The sequence below is a fragment of the Parabacteroides sp. KHUB-03 genome (genome assembly GCF_056640975.1).
On the sequence record NZ_CM153257.1, the window covers coordinates 296,912 to 318,235 of the forward strand.

General features: G+C 39.6%; 16 protein-coding genes and 1 tRNA gene. 6 read left to right on the top strand and 11 right to left on the bottom strand.

Going from position 1 to position 21,324, the window contains the following annotated elements; translation table 11 throughout:
* Positions 1 to 44 precede the first annotated feature (44 nt).
* On the bottom strand, positions 45 to 3,602 hold the full coding sequence (locus tag ACYIB7_RS01180) for a response regulator (protein WP_480337861.1): 3,558 nt from the start codon (positions 3,600 to 3,602) through the stop codon (positions 45 to 47).
* A 474-nt stretch (positions 3,603 to 4,076) separates the two neighbouring features.
* Between ACYIB7_RS01180 and ACYIB7_RS01185 the strand changes: the two genes are divergently transcribed.
* Positions 4,077 to 4,577, top strand: coding sequence for a GNAT family N-acetyltransferase (locus ACYIB7_RS01185; protein WP_200817977.1), 501 nt, complete (start codon positions 4,077 to 4,079; stop codon positions 4,575 to 4,577).
* 101 nt (positions 4,578 to 4,678) lie between these two features.
* Here ACYIB7_RS01185 and ACYIB7_RS01190 read toward each other — a convergent pair.
* Positions 4,679 to 4,762, bottom strand: a tRNA-Leu gene (locus ACYIB7_RS01190).
* A gap of 152 nt (positions 4,763 to 4,914) precedes the next feature.
* On the opposite strand from ACYIB7_RS01190, the gene ACYIB7_RS01195 reads away from it, so the two are divergent.
* Together ACYIB7_RS01195 and msrB are read left to right on the top strand one after the other, a co-directional pair.
* Positions 4,915 to 5,997: a mannose-1-phosphate guanylyltransferase gene (locus ACYIB7_RS01195; protein ID WP_099463773.1), complete on the top strand. Its 1,083-nt coding sequence runs from the start codon at positions 4,915 to 4,917 to the stop codon at positions 5,995 to 5,997.
* 139 nt (positions 5,998 to 6,136) lie between these two features.
* On the top strand, positions 6,137 to 7,201 hold the full coding sequence (gene msrB, locus ACYIB7_RS01200; protein WP_103983996.1) for a peptide-methionine (R)-S-oxide reductase MsrB: 1,065 nt from the start codon (positions 6,137 to 6,139) through the stop codon (positions 7,199 to 7,201).
* Here msrB and ACYIB7_RS01205 read toward each other — a convergent pair whose 3' ends face one another.
* The 5 genes from ACYIB7_RS01205 to aroQ form a co-directional block, all read right to left on the bottom strand.
* Entirely contained in the window at positions 7,202 to 8,431 is a 1,230-nt protein-coding gene (locus ACYIB7_RS01205) for an FtsX-like permease family protein (RefSeq protein ID WP_103983995.1), read from the bottom strand.
* 8 nt (positions 8,432 to 8,439) lie between these two features.
* On the bottom strand, positions 8,440 to 8,775 hold the full coding sequence (rbfA, locus tag ACYIB7_RS01210) for a 30S ribosome-binding factor RbfA (RefSeq protein ID WP_099463770.1): 336 nt from the start codon (positions 8,773 to 8,775) through the stop codon (positions 8,440 to 8,442).
* A 12-nt stretch (positions 8,776 to 8,787) separates the two neighbouring features.
* On the bottom strand, positions 8,788 to 9,414 hold the full coding sequence (locus ACYIB7_RS01215) for an O-methyltransferase (protein WP_099464093.1): 627 nt from the start codon (positions 9,412 to 9,414) through the stop codon (positions 8,788 to 8,790).
* Between the two features lie 9 nt (positions 9,415 to 9,423).
* On the bottom strand, positions 9,424 to 10,881 hold the full coding sequence (gene pyk, locus ACYIB7_RS01220; protein WP_103983994.1) for a pyruvate kinase: 1,458 nt from the start codon (positions 10,879 to 10,881) through the stop codon (positions 9,424 to 9,426).
* Between the two features lie 124 nt (positions 10,882 to 11,005).
* A complete protein-coding gene (gene aroQ / locus ACYIB7_RS01225; protein WP_103983993.1) occupies positions 11,006 to 11,422 on the bottom strand; it encodes a type II 3-dehydroquinate dehydratase in 417 nt (138 codons plus the stop codon).
* 85 nt (positions 11,423 to 11,507) lie between these two features.
* Here aroQ and xerD point away from each other — a divergent pair, with 85 nt between their 5' ends.
* The gene (gene xerD, locus ACYIB7_RS01230; protein ID WP_200817975.1) at positions 11,508 to 12,437 is read left to right on the top strand and encodes a site-specific tyrosine recombinase XerD; all 930 of its coding nucleotides are present in this window, start codon (positions 11,508 to 11,510) and stop codon (positions 12,435 to 12,437) included.
* Here xerD and hflX read toward each other — a convergent pair whose 3' ends face one another.
* Positions 12,438 to 13,655: a GTPase HflX gene (gene hflX / locus ACYIB7_RS01235; RefSeq protein WP_103983992.1), complete on the bottom strand. Its 1,218-nt coding sequence runs from the start codon at positions 13,653 to 13,655 to the stop codon at positions 12,438 to 12,440.
* Positions 13,656 to 13,727: 72 nt separating this feature from the next.
* Here hflX and ACYIB7_RS01240 point away from each other — a divergent pair, with 72 nt between their 5' ends.
* The gene (locus ACYIB7_RS01240) at positions 13,728 to 15,542 is read left to right on the top strand and encodes a T9SS type A sorting domain-containing protein (protein ID WP_146059485.1); all 1,815 of its coding nucleotides are present in this window, start codon (positions 13,728 to 13,730) and stop codon (positions 15,540 to 15,542) included.
* A 51-nt stretch (positions 15,543 to 15,593) separates the two neighbouring features.
* The gene (locus ACYIB7_RS01245; RefSeq protein ID WP_099463764.1) at positions 15,594 to 15,815 is read left to right on the top strand and encodes a hypothetical protein; all 222 of its coding nucleotides are present in this window, start codon (positions 15,594 to 15,596) and stop codon (positions 15,813 to 15,815) included.
* A 369-nt stretch (positions 15,816 to 16,184) separates the two neighbouring features.
* On the opposite strand, the gene ispF is transcribed toward ACYIB7_RS01245, so the two are convergent.
* The 3 genes from ispF to porU form a co-directional block, all read right to left on the bottom strand.
* Positions 16,185 to 16,661, bottom strand: a complete 477-nt coding sequence (gene ispF, locus ACYIB7_RS01250) for a 2-C-methyl-D-erythritol 2,4-cyclodiphosphate synthase (protein ID WP_103983990.1) — start codon at positions 16,659 to 16,661, stop codon at positions 16,185 to 16,187.
* Positions 16,662 to 16,669: 8 nt separating this feature from the next.
* Positions 16,670 to 17,866 (bottom strand): type IX secretion system outer membrane channel protein PorV, encoded by a 1,197-nt coding sequence (gene porV / locus ACYIB7_RS01255; protein ID WP_103983989.1) that lies wholly within the window; start codon positions 17,864 to 17,866, stop codon positions 16,670 to 16,672.
* Between the two features lie 68 nt (positions 17,867 to 17,934).
* Positions 17,935 to 21,324, bottom strand: a complete 3,390-nt coding sequence (gene porU / locus ACYIB7_RS01260; RefSeq protein ID WP_480337864.1) for a type IX secretion system sortase PorU — start codon at positions 21,322 to 21,324, stop codon at positions 17,935 to 17,937.

The window sequence follows — 21,324 nt, forward strand, 5'->3', positions numbered from 1 at the left end:
CCTTTTAGGCTTAATAAAAGGCATAACCGATTATGTTATTTTGGTCATAATAATGCTTTTAATAGTTCTTTTAGCTGTTTTTTGTTGACCGGTTTAGCCAAAAAGTCAGTACAGCCGGCATTTAGTGCTTGTTTGCGATTGTTGTCGAAAGTATATGCCGTAAGGGCTACGATTGGGATATTAAGATCATGTTTGCGTATTTCTTTTGTGGCTTCCAGGCCATTCATAAGCGGTAATTTTATATCCATTAAGATCAAATCAGGATGGGTTTCATGATATAACCGCACTGCATCTTTGCCATTTGAGGCTCTTATTATCTGATAATCCTTTTTCAAGATATGAAGTAACGATAAATAATTGTCGTTATTATCTTCTGCAACCATGAGTGTGTATTGTCTGTTGGCTACCTTGTCCTTAGTTGAAATTTTTATTTCTGCTTTTTGATCTTTAACTGTGGTTGCAGGTCTGGATGGTTTGGTTTTGCATGGAAGTGTGAACCAGAATAAAGAACCTTTGTTTAATTCGGAATCTACTCCTATTTCGCCCCCTAAATGGTGGATAATTGACTCGCAGATAGAAAGTCCTAATCCGGTACCTTGCACAAAACTGTCGAATTTGGCAAACCGGTTAAAGACAAAAGGTATATTTTCGGGAGAAATTCCTTTGCCCGTATCTTGCACATAGAAGCGTAAGCTATCGGCTGTATAAGAATAGCCCATCCGGATTGAGCCGGAGGTAGTGAACTTGCTGGCATTACTGAGGAAATTGGAAATAACTTGTGTCAACCTGTTTTTCTCCGAATAAATTATACAGGATTGTTCCGGCAAGTCTGTTTCCAGAGAGACGCCTTTCTTTATGCGGTATTTATAAATTTGTTCCAGATCATAGAATATCGTGGAAACATTTACGTCGGAATAGTTAAATTCAAGTTGTCCGGCTTCAATTTTAGATAAATCGAGAATATCATTTATAAGTTGTAATAATAACTCATTGTTTGCTTCGATAATATGGCTGTATTCTTCAATTTCGCTACGGTCATCCGTTTCAATGATGAGGTTTGAAAATCCTACGATAGCATTTAAAGGAGTACGTATCTCGTGGCTCATGTTTGCAAGAAATGCACTTTTTAAACGGTTCGATTCTTCGGCTTTATTTCGTAACTCAATGAGTTCGTCAGTCATTTTTAAGTCGGTTATATCCCAACGCACGCCTATTATACGGCATACTTTGCCTTCTTTATCACGTTCAAAAACGAGGCCATGTATTTCATACCATCGCATTTCTTTTCCGGGGAAAGCAACCCGTACCTGGATATCCATCGATTTAATGTCTCCACTTATTAAATCCTTTATGCCGTCTCTAAGAAGATGCATGTCTTCTTGATTCATGTATGTCAGGTATTTATCCAGTGAAACGTCGGTATATTCAAAAACAGCCGGATTGGGCGATGAGAATATATTGGTGCTTATATTATATTCCCAGGGTATAATTTGGGCTGCATCAAATGCAAACTCTAATTTGAATTTATTCTCTTCCTGCTCTTTTTGTTTCCTGATTTCTTCTGAAATGTCTTTTTCTGTGCCGACTACGCGTTTTACTTCTCCTGTTTTTCCGGAACGGATAATCATCGCATAGGTTTCGTAAAAATTGTATGAGCCATTACGCATGAAACGGAAAACCTGTCTTTGTTTTTCTTTTTCTCCGCAGGAAAGCTGTCTTATAAATTCACGGTATTTATCTACGTCGTCGGGATGTATGAATTCCATACAATGGTCAAGTGAAAAGCCATTTCCCGTAACCGATTCTTTATATAAGGAAGAAAACCATTGCTTTTTTACGTCATACATCCATGCAGATAATGAACCGGCATCAAGTGCTATAGATAGCTCTTTTCTTGTATTTTCCAGTTCCAGTTCTTTTTTTCGTATTTCTGTTGTATCTACAATAACAGATATGATATAAGAGGAACCATCGTTGTTGAGCAACCTGCTTTTGGTGATAATGCCCCATTTGCAAGGCTGTTTTGTTTCTTTATCTGTAATAATCCGTTCGAAAGAAAGAGGTGTTTTGCTATTGGAAGTCATAATATCTTCCTGACGGAATAATGCAGCTTCCGGATCATGGACTTCAAAATCGTTTTTGCCTAGCAAATCGCTACTATTAGTGTCTCCATAAAATTCGCAGGCTTTATCGTTGTAGAAAAGGTAACGAAATTCGTTGGACATATCCTTTACCGACAATCCGATTGGCAGGTTGTCTATGACGGATTGTAAGAATGTCTGTAATTTTAATACTTTACGTTCTGCTTCTACATGTATGGTAACATCGTGACAGAAATAAATAACATTGTCTTTGTTAAATGGAACAGTGCGTGCACGGCCATAATGAATGTTGTCATCGATTTTTACTTGATAATCGAAAGAAAATACTTGCTTTGTGTCTTTTGTGCGGATTAAATTTTTAGTAATTATGGAAGCCGCTTCTTTAAATGCTTCTATTGGAGCGATGGCATCTTGTAAGCTTTTTCCTATCATCTCCTGCCAATCAAGACCTAATAAAACATTTTCCTGAGGGTTGATTATGTCTGTTATTTTTAGTGAAGAATCAAAAATGAATGCCATATCCGGCATTGCTTTTAATAGCCTCATCATGCGTTGATTTGCTATTTTATACTGTTCTTCTTTACGTTTGCGGAAATGGAGGATAACAATAAATAATATCGACATGAGTACAATAACCATTACAAATAAAAATACTTCCATCGGATATTCTTTAATGAGGGAAGGAGCCTCGTTGTAAAATATAGTGTTTGGAGGAAGATTTTTAGGATTGATACCATAATATTGTAATGTCGGATAATTAATATGGTATTGAGGCAATGATGGTGTCATTTGGAAAGAAGGACTGTTCTTAATCCCTTTTGTCAAGACATCATAAGTAAGGTTGGCAATGTCGTTTCCCAGATTTTTTCCTAGAATAAAATAGCCTCCTAAGAAATTTAAACTTGAAAAATCCTGGTCACGTACTTGGTAAAGTACGTGAGATTTAGAACGGGATAGTTCGTTATGCAACATGGTATAAGCATGAGGATAGTGGTTGACATCGGTATACCAACCCGCTGATAATAATGCATGACGGCTATCCATATTTGATATGGAATCGATTAGTTGTGTTGTGGAAAGTTTGTCTCCACTTAAAAAGCAAACATCCAGTGAATCGATTTCATCAAACAACGAACACAGGTAATCGGAAAAGTATCGTAATGAATATCGGTTGTCATAGTAAAAAGCAACATAGCGCACTTCGGGTTGCAGTTTTTTTATTAGTTGCAGATTTTCTTTGATGAAATCGTTGTAAAAATATCCTGTAACCTGGAAGTTATCGAATGTAGTTTCCATTTTAGGGAACTGTGTTATGTTTGTGATAGAATCTGTTTGGGCCAGCTTCTCATAATCTATAAATATAGGTTTGACGTTTCCTAGAATGACCGGAATAGTATGCCATTCCGGAATACATACTTTGCGATATACACTCCATGCTTCATTGCCCAGCAATACGACAGCTGACGGCGGTTCTTGATAAGCTTTGAATAGCTGTTTCATCCAAATAGCCCATGTTTTGAAATTTGGTGAAGATTCGCTATCCATATATTCAATTGAAATTGAAACGTCGGTTTTGTCTTTTAATGTTTTTTCAAAAGAGGAAATAATATTTATGCCTCCTTCTTTTAAAGGAGAATATGAGCTTATCAATAATACTTTTTCCTTTTTGCCTGTATTTTGATTCGCCAAAGTAGTTTCCGGACACAATATAAAAGCTAGTATTAATACTAGTAATGTTTTTATAACCCCAATTTCCATTCTTGTTTTATAGAGTGTACAAAGATATGTATAAATCAATATGGTTGCATTGAAAATCGTTGAATTTTATAAGATTTAATTAATTATTCAAATTTATGATAATAATATGATACTTTTATTATCTTTATCGGGGTTGTGGATTATCGGTTTTTATAACATCGGGGTATTTAGGAATGGCGATAATTCCTTGAATGCTCTGGAAATCAATAAACAATGATGAATATAAGAAATACAACGTTAGCCGATTTAAGTCATGTGATGGAAATCTATGACTACGCTAAAAGATTTATGCAAGAGCATGGCAACGGGAATCAGTGGATTAATGGTTATCCTTCAACGGAATTGATTGTTAGGGAAATAGAAAAAGGGCATAGCTTCGTTTGCGAAGATGAAAAAGGGGAAATAGTCGGGACATTCTGCTATATAGAAGGAATAGATCATACTTATTTACGTATTTATGAAGGTAAATGGCTTAATAATGAACCTTATGCGGTGATTCATCGTATGGCATCAAATGGAAAACAAAAAAATGTATCTTCCGAATGTTTGGAATGGAGTTTTAGGAAATGTAATAACATCCGTGTGGATACGCATCGCGATAATGTTGTAATGCAGGCTATTTTAAAAAAACATGGCTTTATGCAATGTGGTATTATTTATGTTGATAACGGAACAGAGCGGTTGGCCTTTCATAAAGTGATAGATTGTCAGCCTTAGTTTTTTATATTCTTATAATCCTTGGTTTAATTCTTTTCCCGGATACGCTTTGTAGAAAGAAAAAATCCTGACAACCAATCGGCCATCAGGATTTCTTTAAGTACCCAGAGCCGGGATCGAACCGGCATGGAAGTGAATCCACTGGTGTTTGAGACCAGCGCGTCTACCAATTCCGCCATCTGGGCATCTCTTGTTTTGAAATGCGTTGCAAAGGTAGGCATATTTTTGAACTTCGCAAGAGTTTTGTCGTTTTTTTTCAAATAATATATGGTGGAAGAATAAATAACAGATTATTTCGTTAGCTTTGTGGTGGATGTATAATTAAAACAGCTATATCATGAAAGATAATTACTGCGTTATCATGGGAGGAGGAATCGGTAGTCGTTTCTGGCCGTTTAGCAGAGAAAGTTATCCGAAACAGTTTCTGGACTTCTTTGGTACCGGTCGGTCGTTATTACAGATGACTTTCGATCGTTTTTCTAAAATTATTCCAACTGAAAATATTTATATCGTAACAAATGAACTGTACGCAAAACTTATCAAGGAACAATTACCCGAATTAAAAGACAATCAGATTTTACTCGAACCTACTCGTCGTAATACGGCTCCTTGTATTGCGTATGCGACTTATCATATAAAAGCATGTAATCCGAATGCAAACATAGTGGTTGCTCCTTCAGATCATCTTATATTGAAGGAAGATATTTTTTTGCGAGATGTGCAGAAAAGTCTGGATTTTGTAAAAGAGAATGAAGCGCTGGTGACATTAGGTATTAAACCGAGCCGTCCGGAGACTGGATATGGCTATATCCAAAGTAGTGATACGATGCTTGGCGATTTTACGAAGGTGAAGACTTTTACGGAGAAACCGAATCTGGAGTTGGCTAAAGTGTTTTACGAAAGCGGAGAATTTTTCTGGAACTCCGGTCTGTTCGTGTGGAACGTGAATACGGTGCTGTCTGCGTTCGAAAAGTTCCTGCCTGAAATAAGCGCTCGTTTTGATCTGGGAAAAGAGAAATTCAACACACCGGAAGAACGTCATTTTATACATGAAAACTTTCCTTATTGCCCTAATATATCAATAGATTATGGTGTGATGGAAAAAGCTGATAACGTATATATGCTTTGTGTGGATTTTGGTTGGGCGGACTTAGGAACCTGGGGATCTTTATTTGATATAGCACATAAAGATGAGAATAATAATGCTGTTCTTAAGAATAATAAGGCCCTGATGTATGAAAGTTCGAATAATGTCGTGGCTTTTGAAAATCCGAACCGTTTGGCTGTAGTGCAAGGTATTAATGACTGTATAATTGCCGAATCGGGAAATGTATTGCTTATCTGCAAGAAAGAAGATGAGCAGCGAATCAAGCAATATGTTGCAGATGCACAGATTAAGTACGGAAAAGAGTTTAATTAAACATAAGTATAAAAATTGCGGGTGAAAAGTGGTCTTTAATTCTAAAGGCCACTTTTTTTCTTTTATGGTTTGTCCGAATAAATCTGTGTTTTATCCGAAATATTTTTCTTTAATCTTGTTATATTAAAAACGGAGAGTCATGAGAAATATGTTTATTATTGCAATATTGCTGATAGGTAGTATTGCTGCTGTAAATGTACAGGGCGAAGTGGTTAACAATTTAAATATACAGGAGAAAAATGTAATGAAGAATCAGAGTGAAATATATTTTGCCGGAGGTTGTTTCTGGGGAACAGAGCATTTTATGAAACAAATAGATGGCGTAACGGCTACGCAAGTAGGGTATGCAAACGGGAATATTGATAATCCTACTTATGAACAGGTCTGTACGGATAAAACGGGCTTTGCAGAGACAGTGAAGGTGAAGTATGATCCGCAAGAAGTGAATTTGAGTCTGTTGATCGATCTTTATTTTAAGACAATTGATCCAACCAGCTTGAATCGTCAGGGAGGCGATCGAGGGTCACAATATAGGACCGGTATTTATTATACGGATGAAGCTGATTCGCCAATTATCCAATCTGCTATTAAAGAGTTATCCAAGAAGTATTCAAAACCTGTACTTGTTGAAGTAAAGCCGTTGAAGAACTTTTATCCGGCAGAAAATTACCATCAGGATTATCTGGATAAACATCCGGACGGTTATTGCCATATTAGTCCTGATCTGTTTGATTTTGCCAGGAAAGCGAATGCTCCTATCTCTTATACAAAGCCGGATGATGCAACACTCCGTAAGAAACTGACAACTGAACAATATGCTGTTACGCAGAAAAATGCAACCGAACCGGCTTTCCATAATGAATATTGGAATGAACACAGGGATGGCATTTATGTAGATATCACAACTGGCGAACCTTTGTTTGTCTCAACAGATAAGTTTGATTCGGGTTGCGGATGGCCTAGCTTCTCCAAACCTATAAAGAAAGATATTATAAAAGAAAATGTGGATACTTCGCACGGTATGGTGCGTACGGAAGTAAGGAGTAAAACGGGTGATGCTCATCTGGGGCATTTGTTTAATGACGGACCTGCCGAATTAGGAGGAATGCGTTACTGCATAAATAGCGCTTCGCTGCGTTTTATTCCGAAGGAGAAGATGAAAGAAGAAGGTTATGCCGGTTACTTATATTTGTTGGGAAAATAATTAACGGGCCTGTAACCACTTTTTGCCCAAATAACGAACAGGATACCAGGCTGCCAGGAGTCCGATAGTTAATACCGTAATAAATACGGTAATAATATCCGTCATTTCCAAACGAACAGGATAAGCGTCGATAATAAAAGCTCCGGCAGTCTGCCCCAGTTTTATTAAACCTAACTCTTGTTGCAACAGGCATAAAATTATACCTATTGTTATGCCTATCAAAGCACCGAATCCTGAAATCATCCAACCTTCAAACAGAAATATGCAGCGGATCAACTTATCGTCTGCTCCCATGTTGCGTAGCGTACGTACGTCTTCTTTCTTCTCGATCATTAACATGGAGAGCGAGCCAACAACGTTAAACAAAGCTATGGCCAGGATAAAACTCAATATCAGAAATGTCATCCATTTTTCTACCTGCATCATCTTGAAAGACGCATCCTGTTGTTCAAAACGGTCTTGAACTTTGAACTTGTCCCCTAATATCTCTTTTATCTGTTTTTTTACGGACGAAAGACTTGCACCATCAATCAGCTTTAGTTCTATGGCTGTAACCTCTTTGTCGTAATGAAATAAATTGCGTGCCAGATCCAGCGAAACAATCATAAGCCCTTCATCATAGATTTGTTGGTTAATGCAGAATACGCCGCCAATATAAGCATACTCTACATTAAAAGAAGCGGCCGGATTAGCCATGTTTACTTTCTCGTCCCGTTTGGGTGCATAAATTTCCATTGGAGATACAAAACCTGCATTAATTCCCAGTGCAGAGGCTAGTCCTATACCTAATGTAGCATAGTCTACGACATCTTCTCTGAGTGCAAATCTTCCGTCTACCAAAACACTGTCTATTCGAGCCAGATTTTCAAACTTATTATCTACTCCTTTAATCACGGCTACATTCTGCCGGTCACGATAACGAACCAAGGCATTGTCTTGTAATACTTCGCTGAAAATCGCAATTTCAGGAAGTGATTTTACCTTTTGTATCTCTTTCGTTGTGGGATCAAAAACTTTTCCTGTATTGGGAGTAATTTTTAATTCCGGATCAAAACTGCTAAATAATGCAGAGACAAGGTCGTTGAACCCGTTATATACAGAAAGAGCACAAACAAGAGCTATAGTAGCTACTACCACACCACAAACCGATACCATCGAAATGATATTGATGGCATTGTGCGATTTCTTCGAGAACAAGTATCTCCGGGCTATATAAAACGGGAAGTTCAAGGTGAAAGCTACTGTTTCAGGAGTTTGTCAATATTGTCGATATAGTCCAGAGAATCGTCAATGTAAAAACTTAGTTCCGGAATTTTGCGTAACTGTTTTCCTGTGCGTTGTCCCAAATCAAAGCGGATCGCTTTTGTGTTTGTCTGAATGGCTTCCAACAATTCCTTTGACTTTTCCGAAGGAAAGATGCTCAGGTAAGCACGCGCTACGCCCAGGTCTGCACTTACGCGTACACGACTAACTGATATCAAAACACCATGCATACCTTGTGTTTGCTTCTGAAATATGTCGCTTAACTCTTTTTGGATAAGACGCTCTATTTTGTTTAATCTAGTACTTTCCATAATCTCTATATTTTATTTTTTCCAAATCATTGTAAGGCCGTCACGTAAGGGTAGAATTACTTTTTCTATCCTTTCATCTTTCTTGATCTTTTCATTAAAAGCCAGAATACCGATGGTTTGTTTGTCCGACGTATGTGGCTTTTCCAGTACTTTGCCGTCCCATAATGTGTTGTCTGCCAAAATCAGACCTCCGGGGCGGACTTTTGGGAATATCATGTCGTAATACTCCGAGTACAAGCGTTTGTCTGCATCAATGAATACCAGGTCGAATGTTTCATCCAGTTGAGGAATAATTTCCATGGCGTCGCCGATGTGTAGACGGACTTTGTCTTTATGTGGCGAAACAGATAGGTATTTCTGAATGAAATCTTCCATTTCATCATTGATTTCCAATGTATGGATCAATGAATCCTCTTCCATACCTTCTGCCATGCAAAGAGTGGCATACCCTGTGTAAGTACCGATCTCTAGCACCCTGCGAGGACGTAGTATACGGCAAAACATTTTCAGTATTCTGCCCTGCAGATGTCCTGATAACATTCGCGGACGAAGAAGATTCACATTTGCGTCCCTGTTCAGGGTAGAAAGCAAAGCTCCTTCTTCATCGATGTGAGTTAGTATGTACTCGTCTATTGTCACGTTATTCAATTATTCTTTAAAAGTAGGCAGTTGATAATTGTCTCCTGCTTCTAATACTTTACCTACATTATTGATTTCGAGGAAAGTTGTTCCTCCTCCTTCTCCGAAGCTTCCGCTTAAATAAGCAACCATATCGTTATTGGTGATACGTCCGCTCTTTATTAACTGGTTCAAAGCATCGTAGAAATAGCCCCGGCGACTATCGTTCCAAGGTTGATATACTGCCCAAACACCATAAGATAAAGCCAGCATACGCATCACACGTGCATTGTAACAGATCGAAAACACAGTAGATGTACCGCGGAATGCTGCCAGAAACCGTGCTGTACGCCCTGTATAGCTATCTGTAATAATTGCTTTTACATGTAGTTTGGAAGATGATTTTACGGCTTGTTTTGCCAGATATGAGGTAACATCCAGGTCATTTCCTTCGATAGGTACACGAATATCGTTAGCTGCCAACTTCGTTTTCTCTGCTTCACGGGCAACCTTCGTCATTGTTTGTACGGCCTCTAAGGGATATTTGCCGTATGCAGTTTCGCCACTTAGCATTAACGCATCTGTACGATAATAAATTGCATTGGCAATATCTGTTACCTCCGCACGGGTTGGGCGAGGATTGTTTATCATGGAATGAAGCATCTGTGTAGCTACAATAACCGGTTTTTTTACCTCTACACATTTACGGATAAGTGTGCGCTGGATACCCGGTATTTTTTCGGCGGGTACCTCGATACCCAGGTCTCCGCGGGCAATCATTACGCCGTATGCCACTTCCAGAATCTCATCTATATTGTCAACTCCTTCCTGGTTTTCAATTTTTGCGATGATTTTGATCGGGCTGTTATATTCGTCCAGTATGCGTTGTATATCTAATACATCCTGTTTGTTGCGTACAAAGGAGTGGGCAATAAAGTCCAGTTCGTTGTTAATAGCCCAAAGGATGTTTTTACGGTCTTTTTCTGTTAAAGACGGAAGGTTGATACGGACACCCGGTACATTTACACTTTTGCGGTTACCCAGTGTTGCATCGTTTCCTACTTCGCAAAGCAGATAGTCGGGATGTTTTTCAATAACTTTTAGTTCCAGGTCTCCATCATCTATCAACACATCGCTGCCAATAGTTAAGTCTGATGCGAAATTCTTATAAGATACATAAATGCACTCATGCGAAGTTTCCTTGTCCGGATCGCCTGCAACTTTAACGTGTTCTCCCGTTTTAAATGAAATTGGTTCTTTATTTACTGCCACAGTGGTACGAACTTCGGGGCCTTTTGTGTCCATCAGTATGCCTATGCGGTCGGATACTGTACGTGTGTTAGTAACAACGCGGCTTAAGCCTTCTTCCATCATGTGTGCCGTATTAAGGCGCACAACATTCATACCTGCCTTGTATAGTGAGTCGATAAAATCAACATCACAGCGTTGGTCAGAAATAGTAGCAACAATCTTCGTATGCTTTAACATATACCTTTTATATTATAACCTTATTATTTATCTTTTATACTTATTCTAAAAAATGTTTCTTTCGGAAGAAATCGGATTTTCTTTCGAGAGAAATTGGAATTTCTTCCGCATGGAGGTGTTTTCTTTATAGAAAAGATTCAAGTGCCAACCGGTATGAATCCAGGCCGAACCCGAGGATAACCCCTTTGCAGGCGGCAGAAATCATAGAAACGTGGCGAAAAGATTCCCGGGCATGTACATTCGAAATATGTACTTCAACGACAGGTGTTGTTACCGCCTTTATTGCATCATGTAAAGCTATGGACGTATGTGTGTACGCTCCGGCGTTCATGATGATACCATCGTAATCGAAACCTACTTCATGAATTTTATCAATCATCTCACCTTCTATATTGCTTTGGAAATAAGCAATTTCACATTGAGGATATTTGTTACGCAATTCGCTCAGATATCCTTCAAATGAAGTGTTTCCGTATACTGTAGGCTCGCGTTTGCCCAGCAGGTTCAGATTCGGGCCGTTGATGATTTGAATCTTCTTCATTTTGTTGTAAGTTTATTACCTTTGCATTACCCTTCCGGGTTGAAAATATCCGGCAAAGGTAGTGATTTTATTTGACACATACATAATGGCACACTTAACAATGCAACAGTCGCAACAACAAAAGGAAATAATTAATAAATATCAAATCTATCTCCGTCTCGAAAAATCCTTGTCTGCCAATTCGGTGGATGCCTATCTGACGGATCTGGACAAACTGATCTGTTTTGCAGGGAGTGAGGGATTGGGAATAAAGGAGATTACTTATGAAGATTTACAACAGTTTGTTGCACAATTGCGTGATATAGGTATTCATCCCCGTTCTCAGGCCCGCATTATTTCTGGCATCAAATCCTTTTATCGTTTTCTATTGCTGGACGATTATATAACAACCGACCCTACGGAATTGTTAGAATCCCCGAAGATTGGTTTGAAGCTTCCTGAAGTGCTGACTGTAAATGAGATAAATAATATTTTAGATACAATAGACCTGTCATCGCCTGAAGGTCAGCGTAATCGTGCCATGTTGGAAGTGTTATATAGCTGCGGGTTGCGTGTGTCCGAACTTACTTCATTGCGTTATTCTGATGTTTATTTTGACGAAGGCTTTATCAAAGTGGAGGGAAAAGGAAGCAAGCAACGTTTGGTTCCGATTTCCGATACGGCTATTAAAGAGATAAAGAATTATTTATATGACCGGAATCGTGTTGCCGTGAAAAAAGGATTTGAAGATATTTTATTCCTTAGCCGCCGGGGAACGGCCCTGTCGCGTATTATGGTCTTTCACGTAATTAAGCAACAAACGGAAATGGCCGGTGTGCAGAAAAATGTAAGTCCGCATACATTCCGTCATTCTTTTGCCACTCATTTGTTGGAAGGGGGTGCAAATCTCCGTGCCATCCAGGAGATGCTGGGGCACGAGAAAATTACTACCACTGAAATTTATACACACATAGACCGTGAATTTCTGCGCAAAGAAATTCTGGAACATCATCCCCGCAGTAAGCATAGGGAATAGTTATATTTCCTCTTCATCGTATTGTTGGAAAAGAAAATCGTTATAAGGGAAGCGGGTTATGTGAATTTGCTTTACCCGTTCGTACAACATGCTTTTGAGTGCATCTATATTTGTGCGTTCTTTTGCTGAAATGAAGATGCAGTTATCCTGTAATTTGTTCATCCAGGTGCGTTTCAGTTCATCAAGATCAATGTTTTCGCGTGTACGGGGAGTCAGATCGTCTTCGTCTTTCGGCACAAAAGTGAATGCGTCTACTTTGTTAAAGACCATAATCATGGGCTTTTCGGTTTTATCTATTTCTGCCAGGGTTTTATTAACCACTTCAATTTGCTCTTCAAATGTAGGATGCGAAATATCAACAACATGTACCAGCAAATCGGCTTCGCGTACTTCGTCTAAGGTCGATTTGAAAGACTCCACTAATTCTGTCGGCAGCTTACGGATAAAACCAACCGTATCGGATAACAGGAATGGAAGGTTTTCGATTATCACTTTGCGGACGGTCGTGTCGAGAGTTGCAAACAGTTTGTTTTCTGCAAAAACTTCGCTCTTGCTTAACAGGTTCATTAAGGTTGATTTGCCAACATTGGTATAACCGACCAAAGCTACGCGAACCATTTTTCCGCGGTTCTTTCTTTGAACACTTTTTTGTTTGTCTATGTCAACCAGATCGTTTTTCAGTTTGGATATTTTATCCAGGATAATACGTTTGTCCGTTTCCAACTGTGTTTCACCCGGACCACGCATGCCTACGCCGCCACGCTGCCGTTCAAGGTGAGTCCACAAACGGGTTAAACGGGGTAACATATATTTATATTGAGCCAGCTCTACTTGCGTCTTTGCGTGGGCGGTTTGTGCCCGCCGGGCAAAAATATCGAGAATCAGGTTTGTGCGGTCTAATATTTTTACCTGTAGCTCTTTCTCTATATTACGAAGCTGCTTGGATGAAAGCTCATCATCAAAAACAACCAGTCCTATTTCATTTTCGACAACATATTCTTTTATCTCTTGTAGTTTACCTGTGCCGACAAAAGTTACCGGATTAGGATAATCCAGTTTTTGCCAGAACTTTTTGACGGTTTCGGCACCGGCCGTATCTGCAAGAAACTCCAGTTCGTCCAGATACTCTTTTACTTTTTGTTCGTTTTGATCGGGAGTAACCAACCCGACTAGCACGGCTTTCTCTGTCTGTGCTTCTGAGATAATAAATTCTTTCATGCGGCAAAGATAATAAATTCAATAATTTGTATACATTTGTAGACGTATTTACAAACCAAAATTATAGTAACTATGATAAAGAACAGTTTACGGGCTATAATGTATGTTTCTTTGTGCTTATTAATGGTAAACTTCCCTTTGCATGTTCAATCCCAGATTCCGGTTCCCGGTCAGTGGAACAATTTCGTACAGGATGTTTCACAGAATATACTGGTAAGAGATACTTTTCTGTTTCAATCTTTTGAGAATGATTTATCAGATACATGGAGTTATACGAAAACAGAAAATGTTAACCGTATAGATGTTTTTTCTTTATACGGAATTAAAGGACAAGGAGGAAAATATTCTTTAAAAATGCCTCCCGCATCCCAAGTTACGTTTACTTCGTTTGGACAATCGCCTTTATACACTGATATTCGTATTAATGCAACATTTGCCGCCAAAGAGTTAAGTAAAGGTGATAAATTATTTGTAAAGGCTGAAAGAAATGGAAAAACAGATCAATGGGAATGGTGCCGGTCTGGCTCAGATAAATACACGTTTCCTTACAGGACCTTGGCGACTCTTCCTGATAAATTGGGGAATCCGGTTCAGATTCCCGGAAATCCGTCTGATATAGTCTTGTTTACGCCTGGTACCAATTGCGGCAATTGCTATTGCATAGATAGTGTTTATGCATTTGGACTTATTCCCCAATATTCTCTTTTTACGGATAAAGGCGATTGGAGTGATGAAGATTTATGGACACATCTTCCGGCTTTGCGCCACCGCAATGCGTTGGTAAACGGCGATGTTTCTATCCTTTCGGATGTGCAATGTAAAGATTTGGCTGTTGGTAATGGGAGCGTTTATATAGCAAAAGATGCGTCTCTTGCCGTAAGTAATCTGATCCTTTATTCTTCGGATAAGGATGCAAAGGTCGATGTAGACGGACATCTTATTGTTCGAAAGCAGGTTGCAATAGAAAAAACTTTTAAGGAAAAAGGAAAATGGTATTTCCTTTCTTTTCCTTTTGATGTTTATTTGTCAGATATCGAGCCGGATTTTGAGCTAAAGGACGATGCACCTAATGACGGGGGAAACTATTTTTATGTATGTTGTTATAATGGTGACAGGAGGGCTTCTTTGGGAAGAAGTAATGACAATTGGGAGGTTTTAAAGGTAGATAATGTTTCCGGTTCCCAACCTGTCTTTGAAAAAAATAAAGGTTATCTGATAGCATTGGATAGCAAGGCTTCCAACCAAACACTTCGGTTTTCTTCGGCTATTGGAAAGTTGCCTTCTGATTTTGGAAAAAGCATGTCTGTGCCAATAAAAGCTACATTGGATGGCATAAAGGATGAAGATAACGGCTGGTATTTATGTGGAAATCCTTTACTGTCTCTTTTGCCGTTAAGGGCTATTGAATCTAATCCGTTATTAGACGGTTATGTTTATGTGTATGAAAGAGGAGATTATAAGCCTTATCCTATCGGCAGCAATTATGCTTTGCCTCCTTTTGCTGCTTTTTTTGTGAAAACACAGGCAGATACGGAGCTTGTTATCAATAATCAGTCCGGTTCGGACAATTGTGTACTGCTATCTATGCCCGATCCTTTATCGTCGATAAACTTGGAGCCGGGCAACAAAACAACGCCATTGCATACAGGAGCAGACTTCAATCAAAGGAATATAATTAGTTATATGGATGGTGACCGGTTAATCCTCGAGAATATCCCGGATAAGGGAAATATCCGGATTATGGATTTGGCCGGCAAGGTGGTTTTACAGAAAAAGATAGGAAAAGGCTGTTCGTCAATTAATTTGCCGCTGTGTCCGGGTTTATATATCCTAAAGATTGAAATGGAATGTTATTGTGCTTGCCATAAGATAGTTAAAGCCGGATAGGAAATAAAACAATTTGTATCTTTGTTACCTGTTAATGTAGAATAAGACAATATGAAAAAGGTAAATATTACCAGTATAGCATTGCTGGTATATCTTATAATTATGAGCGTGATTGGCTGGCCCGGCAATAATCCGGAAAATGGCTATACGGAATACTTTTGTATAATCGGGGCTACGTTGGCTGTTATTCTTTTACTTCGCTTTCTCCAGATCAAACGTCTTAAAATGCGTGGTAAAATAAATCATCCTGATGATTCTTCCAAAACATCCTGATGATTTAATAAAATGATCGGGATGATTATAAAAAGAAAACGCCAAAGAGTATTCCATCTAGTTTGAAATACCCTTTGGTGTTTGTCTGCCATTCCTTCTTCACAGAAGTTGTGGCAGATAGAACTTCATTTTTGTACTTTAGTATTAATATTCCACTTTTTCGCCCTCACGGGGTATTTGGTACATATTTCTATGTTATCCGCGTGGTTAATTAGAATTATGTGATTATAAATAAGTACAAGTCAAACAGGGGAGAGCGGAAAGTTGTTGCGAAGTTGAGATTAATTAACTTGTGGTTTTGGAGATAAAAAATGCTTGCCCTTTTGAAAAAGAAGACAAGCAGTCTATGAAAAAATAGTTGTATTGTTTTTATTTTTGGATAAGAACCGTAGCGTAAGCGGCAATACCTTCCTGCCGTCCGGTAAAACCTAATTTTTCTGTTGTTGTAGCTTTTATGGATATGTCGTCTGCATCTACTTGCATTACCTTAGCCAGGATTTGCTTCATTTCGGGAATATGCGGATTCAGTTTCGGACGTTCGGCAGCTATGGTTGCATCTATGTTTCCTAGTTCATATCCGGCATTACGGATCAGCTTCATCGTGTCACGAAGTAGTATTTTGCTGTCTATGTTTTTGTATTCGCCGGCTGTGTCGGGAAAATGAAATCCTATGTCACGCATGTTTGCCGCCCCTAACAGGGCATCGCAGATGGCGTGGATTAATACGTCGGCATCACTATGCCCAAGCAGTCCTAGTGTATGCTCTATTTTAATTCCTCCTATCCATAGTTCGCGATCGGGAACTAGTGCATGTACATCATAACCGAAACCTACTCTGATCTTCATATTTTCTATTATCTGAACAGATTTCTTATGCCATCCATATCGAATGAAAGAGAGAAACGGAGGGTTTGATCCAATGGGTTGCTTTGTACAGTACTTACAAGGTAAGCTGCGTCCAGTTGGAATACACTCATACGGAAACCGGCACCTACTGAGAAATACTGTCTGTTACCCATATTCTTGTTTTCGTAATAATAACCGCCGCGTACGAAGAACTGTTCGTTGTAGCTGTATTCTAAACCGATTGAAGCCATTATTTCCTGCAATTCTCCTTTGAAGCCGTTTGGATTATCGCCAAAAGATTTGAAGATGCCGGATATGGAAGACAAAGATCTGTAATCTTCAAGCCTTTTTTGAAATTCTTCGTCTGTTTCGTCCGGGTTTTTATCCCCTTTTGTCGGATAGTTTGGAACCAGATATTTGCTGATGTCTAAATAAGCGCCTATACGGTTATAATCGTCTATCGGGTATAAAAGACCTGTTCCGACAGTTAACTTGGCAGGAAGGAAACGGCTGGTTTCTCCTCCGTCGAAAGATATTTTAGAACCAATGTTGGAAGCGTTAAATCCGAAACTCCATAAACATTCGCTATTACCAAGAATTACATATTTCTCAAGATAACCGGCAATGTCGGCAGCAAATGCGTTTCCTGCAGTTTGTCCGTCTGAACGTGAGTCGGCGCCTAAGTCCGAGCGTATGTATCGTAGAGCTACGGCCATAGAGAAGTTTTCCGAAAGCTTACGGCTGTAGCTGGCATCTACTGCCATTTCGTACGGGTTTAGTGTGACTCCGCTACCGCCTTGCCCCATATATTCCGAGTCGGATATTTCTCCAAGTGAGAAATAGCGTACAGAGGCACCGATAGCTTGCAGGTCGCTATCTCCGATTTTATAATAACCGGCAAGGTTCACCAATGCTACGTCATTAACCAACTTACGTAACCACGGAGTATATGACAATGAAACTCCGGCTTTACTGTAATTGAATGCGTATTTTGCAGGATTCCAATATTGGGAGTTTACGTCTGGCGTTGTAGACACGCCATTGTCACCCATAGCACCTCCGCGTGCATCCGGAGCAATAGACAATGATGGTACGGCCGTCTGGATAGGTGCAAATTGGTTTTTATCTTGTGCCTTTACTACAGCGGTTGCAGCAAACAGACAGAAGGATATAAGGAGTAAATAAATTCTCGATACTTTTCTCATACTGAAATTACTATTAATAAAAGAACGGACAATTGTTCGTTCCTACATATAACTGATTTACCGATTCTTTATTGTGCAAGAATGACTAATTTCTTTGTTTTTGTAGCTTCTTTAGAATGGTTAGAACTTATTGCCGCCCGGTATAAATAGATTCCGGGGTGCAGCCTGGCTCCGTTGTTATCGGTCAGGTTCCAGGTTACTATATAAGCTTTGAATAGTTCGTTCGAACCTGTTTCACTATGATTCCATAACAGTCTTCCTGCCATATCGTAGATCATAATATTTACGGCAACGTTGGTCTCCGGCCGGTTATGATACAGGCGGAATTCCACTTGTTCGCGGGCTGGATTCGGCGTACCGATTAGTTCGTACAGATTGGGTTTTAAACCTTCAACTACTTCGAAGCTGAAGGTTTTAGTCGTCGAATTGTTCTGTATATCCCATACTTTAAATTCTGCCGTATGAATACCCGGATTTAATGCAGGGATAGAGAATGTCACAAATCCTTCGCCCTCTTTACCCGGAACAGACTCATAATAACTGTTCAGGTTATAATTTAAAGCGGATTGGTTGTCGATTGTCAGTGTGATGTCATGCCCTACGCTGTTGCCGGTGATATTAACACCGCTTTTATCCCAAAGTTGGGCAACAAATAAAGGAGTCGTGTTTACTTGTCCTCCATCCGTGAAAGTGGAGTCGTTCAAATACAGGGCTTTGATTTCCGGGCCTTCTGTGTCTTTTTCCGTGTCATCAGATGTTCCTCCTACAATGAAGTTGATAAAAGACCCTTGCGCTTCTGTCCCTTTTGTTTCGTCGGAAGCATATAGGTTCATTTTACCATAATCGTTTGAATAGGAAATATCTTTGGGTACGGTGAAGGTGAAGCTGAACTTGCCGTTGCGTACGGAATCATTTCCTATAAATATCGTGTTCGGATAGTCGGTAAAAGAAAACGTCTGTCCTATATTGTTATTATCCAGTGTTGTAATTGTACGCTTACTGTCTAACACCGTCGGATTTACTATTCCTGTGAAATCCTCGGCTTTTTCTCCGTTGGGAGTAGTGATTTCTCCTTCTACAGTGACTTTTTGTAATGCTTTTAAAATAATAGGAGAACCGTCAACCGGTTCGCCATTGACGGATGTCACTTTTGCATGGTATTCCGGATAAGTCAGTTTCATGGCGGGGTCTCCAACCAACAGGAAATTAAGCTTGTTGGAATCATTCCCCAGATTGCGTTTGGTTATTTTAATCACGTCTCCCAATGTTATACGCCGTCCGTTTTCTTTTTCAAATAAATTGGCAAGCAATTCCATGTTGATATTGAAATTCGGGCCGGATAAAACAACTCTTGTTGTGGAGAACAAAGCTATACCTCCGCTTTTTTTATTCAGGAAAACACTTTCGCCTGCAGATGTGGTTGGGGCATCGAACCGGGTAAAGTCGCAGGTAGCCGTAATCCATAAAGGCAGATTGGTATAGGTGGACTGATTGATGTCGCTTTGTGTTATTACATGTTCATCGGCTAAAGCTTCTGTGCCTCCGTGCCCTGTGTAATTAATCAACATTAACCCGCTTTTCAGAAGCTGTTGAATCTTCTTGTTTACATCGGGATAGGAGCTTTGCCCGCTATGATCTTTCTTGTAAGCGTCAAGGAATATTTTGTTGACAAGAAATTCCGGGTGGTTTCCTTCAATATAATCGGCTTCCTTATTTGCCTGATTCATATGATTTGTCGTAAATGTATCGGCATTGTTTCCGTCATCTGCAATAAAAGCAACTTTGTTTTTCCATGAACCGAATTGTGTATTGTTCATGTAGGCAATTGTTTTATCGACCATCAGGGTGGCTTCTTCTACTGTGCGTACGGGGAAGCGCCCAATTCCTATCTGTAATTTATCATTTGATAAATAGCTGCCCGATTGATCTTCCAGAAAACCGAAATAATCTTCTGTTACGTAAGAGTTTATGTCAAGGGAATTAGTGGATTGATAGGTGAGTAACATGTTTTCCTGAGGTATGTCTTTCAGGTCTTCACAAAGAAAACGGTTATCGTAGACACCATCGCCAAATAGTAATAAATATTTGGGCGCATCCGTTTCAGAAGTGCTGCGGTCGTAAAACATTTTCATGAAACGGCGGATGGCTGTGGCATCCGGTGTACCGCTCGAAAATTCGTTATATATCTTTTCCGGTTCTACCACTTCTACAGTCAGGTTATCGCGTTGGCGGTGTTCTTCCGCCAGACGTTCTGCCTGGCTTTTGAGGGTAGGAGCTGCTATAATCACCATATCTGTTTGTCCTAACTTGTGCAAATCTTGTGCAGCAACATAGCCATTGGCTCTTTCATAGCTGGGAAAAGTTTTGTCCGGTTGTACCAATGCAAATTCCCGTAACTCTCCTTGTGGAATGGTGAATGAAAGTTCTGTGCCGTTTAATGAAGTTTCCACTCGTTGTGGATTTTGGCTGTCTGTTATATCAAATACCAAAGTACTTGCATTTGCATTTTTGATGACGAAACGGGTGGTATTCCCCTTAGATGCCAAGCTACGGAAAAGTGTACTTGCTCCATAGGGTTGTAGAGTACGTTTTACTTGTAGCCTGATGTAATCGAGGTGTACGTTTGTATGTCCGCTTGGGTTATAACTAACAGTGACTTTTGGTGACTCACTTTTATCTCCTGTCCATGTAGCAGTGCCGGTTCTGGCTATGGCTTTTATATATTCCGGATAGTTATAACCATTGGCTGCAGGAATCGTTAAGTTTAGCAGATCTTGATTACTAATACTTAATGTTGCCTTTCCTGCACTTGAAGCTCCTCTGGCGATGAAGCGCATTGTGACTTTTGCGTCATCATTAGTGATACCCGGAATGGAGGGCATCGACAGGGTTCTTGTACGTGTCAGGCTGAAAGATTCACCAAATAAGTCCCGTCCGGATTTATTGACCGATATAAGATCTTCTTCATGGACAACATAATCGTCAAAAGTATTGACAACTAATGTTGCTCCTTCACCGGAGGCAGCAGTTGTCATTTCTTTTGTTTCTGTATTATCTGTCAGGAAGTAACATCCGTATAGTGAATACGGATTGTTGGTGTGTGCAAAAGTTCCGCTTCCTGAGTCATATTCCCATTTACGTACCCCCTTGCCATAAAAAAGCAGGTAGTCTGTTCCTTTGTAAACGGGAACAGTAGGAAGGTCGTCCAGGTAAGGTTTACGGAAGTCTTCATCCATGATCCATCCTCCGTAACCGTGGACGGAAACTTTTGAAGGATCGGAGAAGCCCATGTTCTTTAAGTCGGAAAAAGAGAGCTTGTACATCCCGTTTTCCTTTATTTTTATCTTAACCCATTTCCCTTGTGATAAAACGGAACTGGATGTATAGCGATCGCTGCCTGCCCATGCAGAGGACAAGAAGCAAAGACTTATCAGTAATGTGTATATAGTTCGTAACAT

Bases quoted from the DNA above. Each gene is read 5' to 3' on its own strand.
- msrB (WP_103983996.1), top strand. From the start codon at position 6,137: ATGAGAAATATGTTTATTATTGCAATATTGCTGATAGGTAGTATTGCT.
- porU (WP_480337864.1), bottom strand. From the start codon at position 21,324: ATGTTACGAACTATATACACATTACTGATAAGTCTTTGCTTCTTGTCC.
- ACYIB7_RS01245 (WP_099463764.1), top strand. From the start codon at position 15,594: ATGAAAAAGGTAAATATTACCAGTATAGCATTGCTGGTATATCTTATA.
- ACYIB7_RS01240 (WP_146059485.1), top strand. From the start codon at position 13,728: ATGATAAAGAACAGTTTACGGGCTATAATGTATGTTTCTTTGTGCTTA.
- hflX (WP_103983992.1), bottom strand. From the start codon at position 13,655: ATGAAAGAATTTATTATCTCAGAAGCACAGACAGAGAAAGCCGTGCTA.
- porV (WP_103983989.1), bottom strand. From the start codon at position 17,866: ATGAGAAAAGTATCGAGAATTTATTTACTCCTTATATCCTTCTGTCTG.
- ACYIB7_RS01185 (WP_200817977.1), top strand. From the start codon at position 4,077: ATGAATATAAGAAATACAACGTTAGCCGATTTAAGTCATGTGATGGAA.
- ACYIB7_RS01195 (WP_099463773.1), top strand. From the start codon at position 4,915: ATGAAAGATAATTACTGCGTTATCATGGGAGGAGGAATCGGTAGTCGT.
- ACYIB7_RS01180 (WP_480337861.1), bottom strand. From the start codon at position 3,602: ATGAAACAGCTATTCAAAGCTTATCAAGAACCGCCGTCAGCTGTCGTA.
- rbfA (WP_099463770.1), bottom strand. From the start codon at position 8,775: ATGGAAAGTACTAGATTAAACAAAATAGAGCGTCTTATCCAAAAAGAG.
- ispF (WP_103983990.1), bottom strand. From the start codon at position 16,661: ATGAAGATCAGAGTAGGTTTCGGTTATGATGTACATGCACTAGTTCCC.
- xerD (WP_200817975.1), top strand. From the start codon at position 11,508: ATGGCACACTTAACAATGCAACAGTCGCAACAACAAAAGGAAATAATT.
- pyk (WP_103983994.1), bottom strand. From the start codon at position 10,881: ATGTTAAAGCATACGAAGATTGTTGCTACTATTTCTGACCAACGCTGT.
- aroQ (WP_103983993.1), bottom strand. From the start codon at position 11,422: ATGAAGAAGATTCAAATCATCAACGGCCCGAATCTGAACCTGCTGGGC.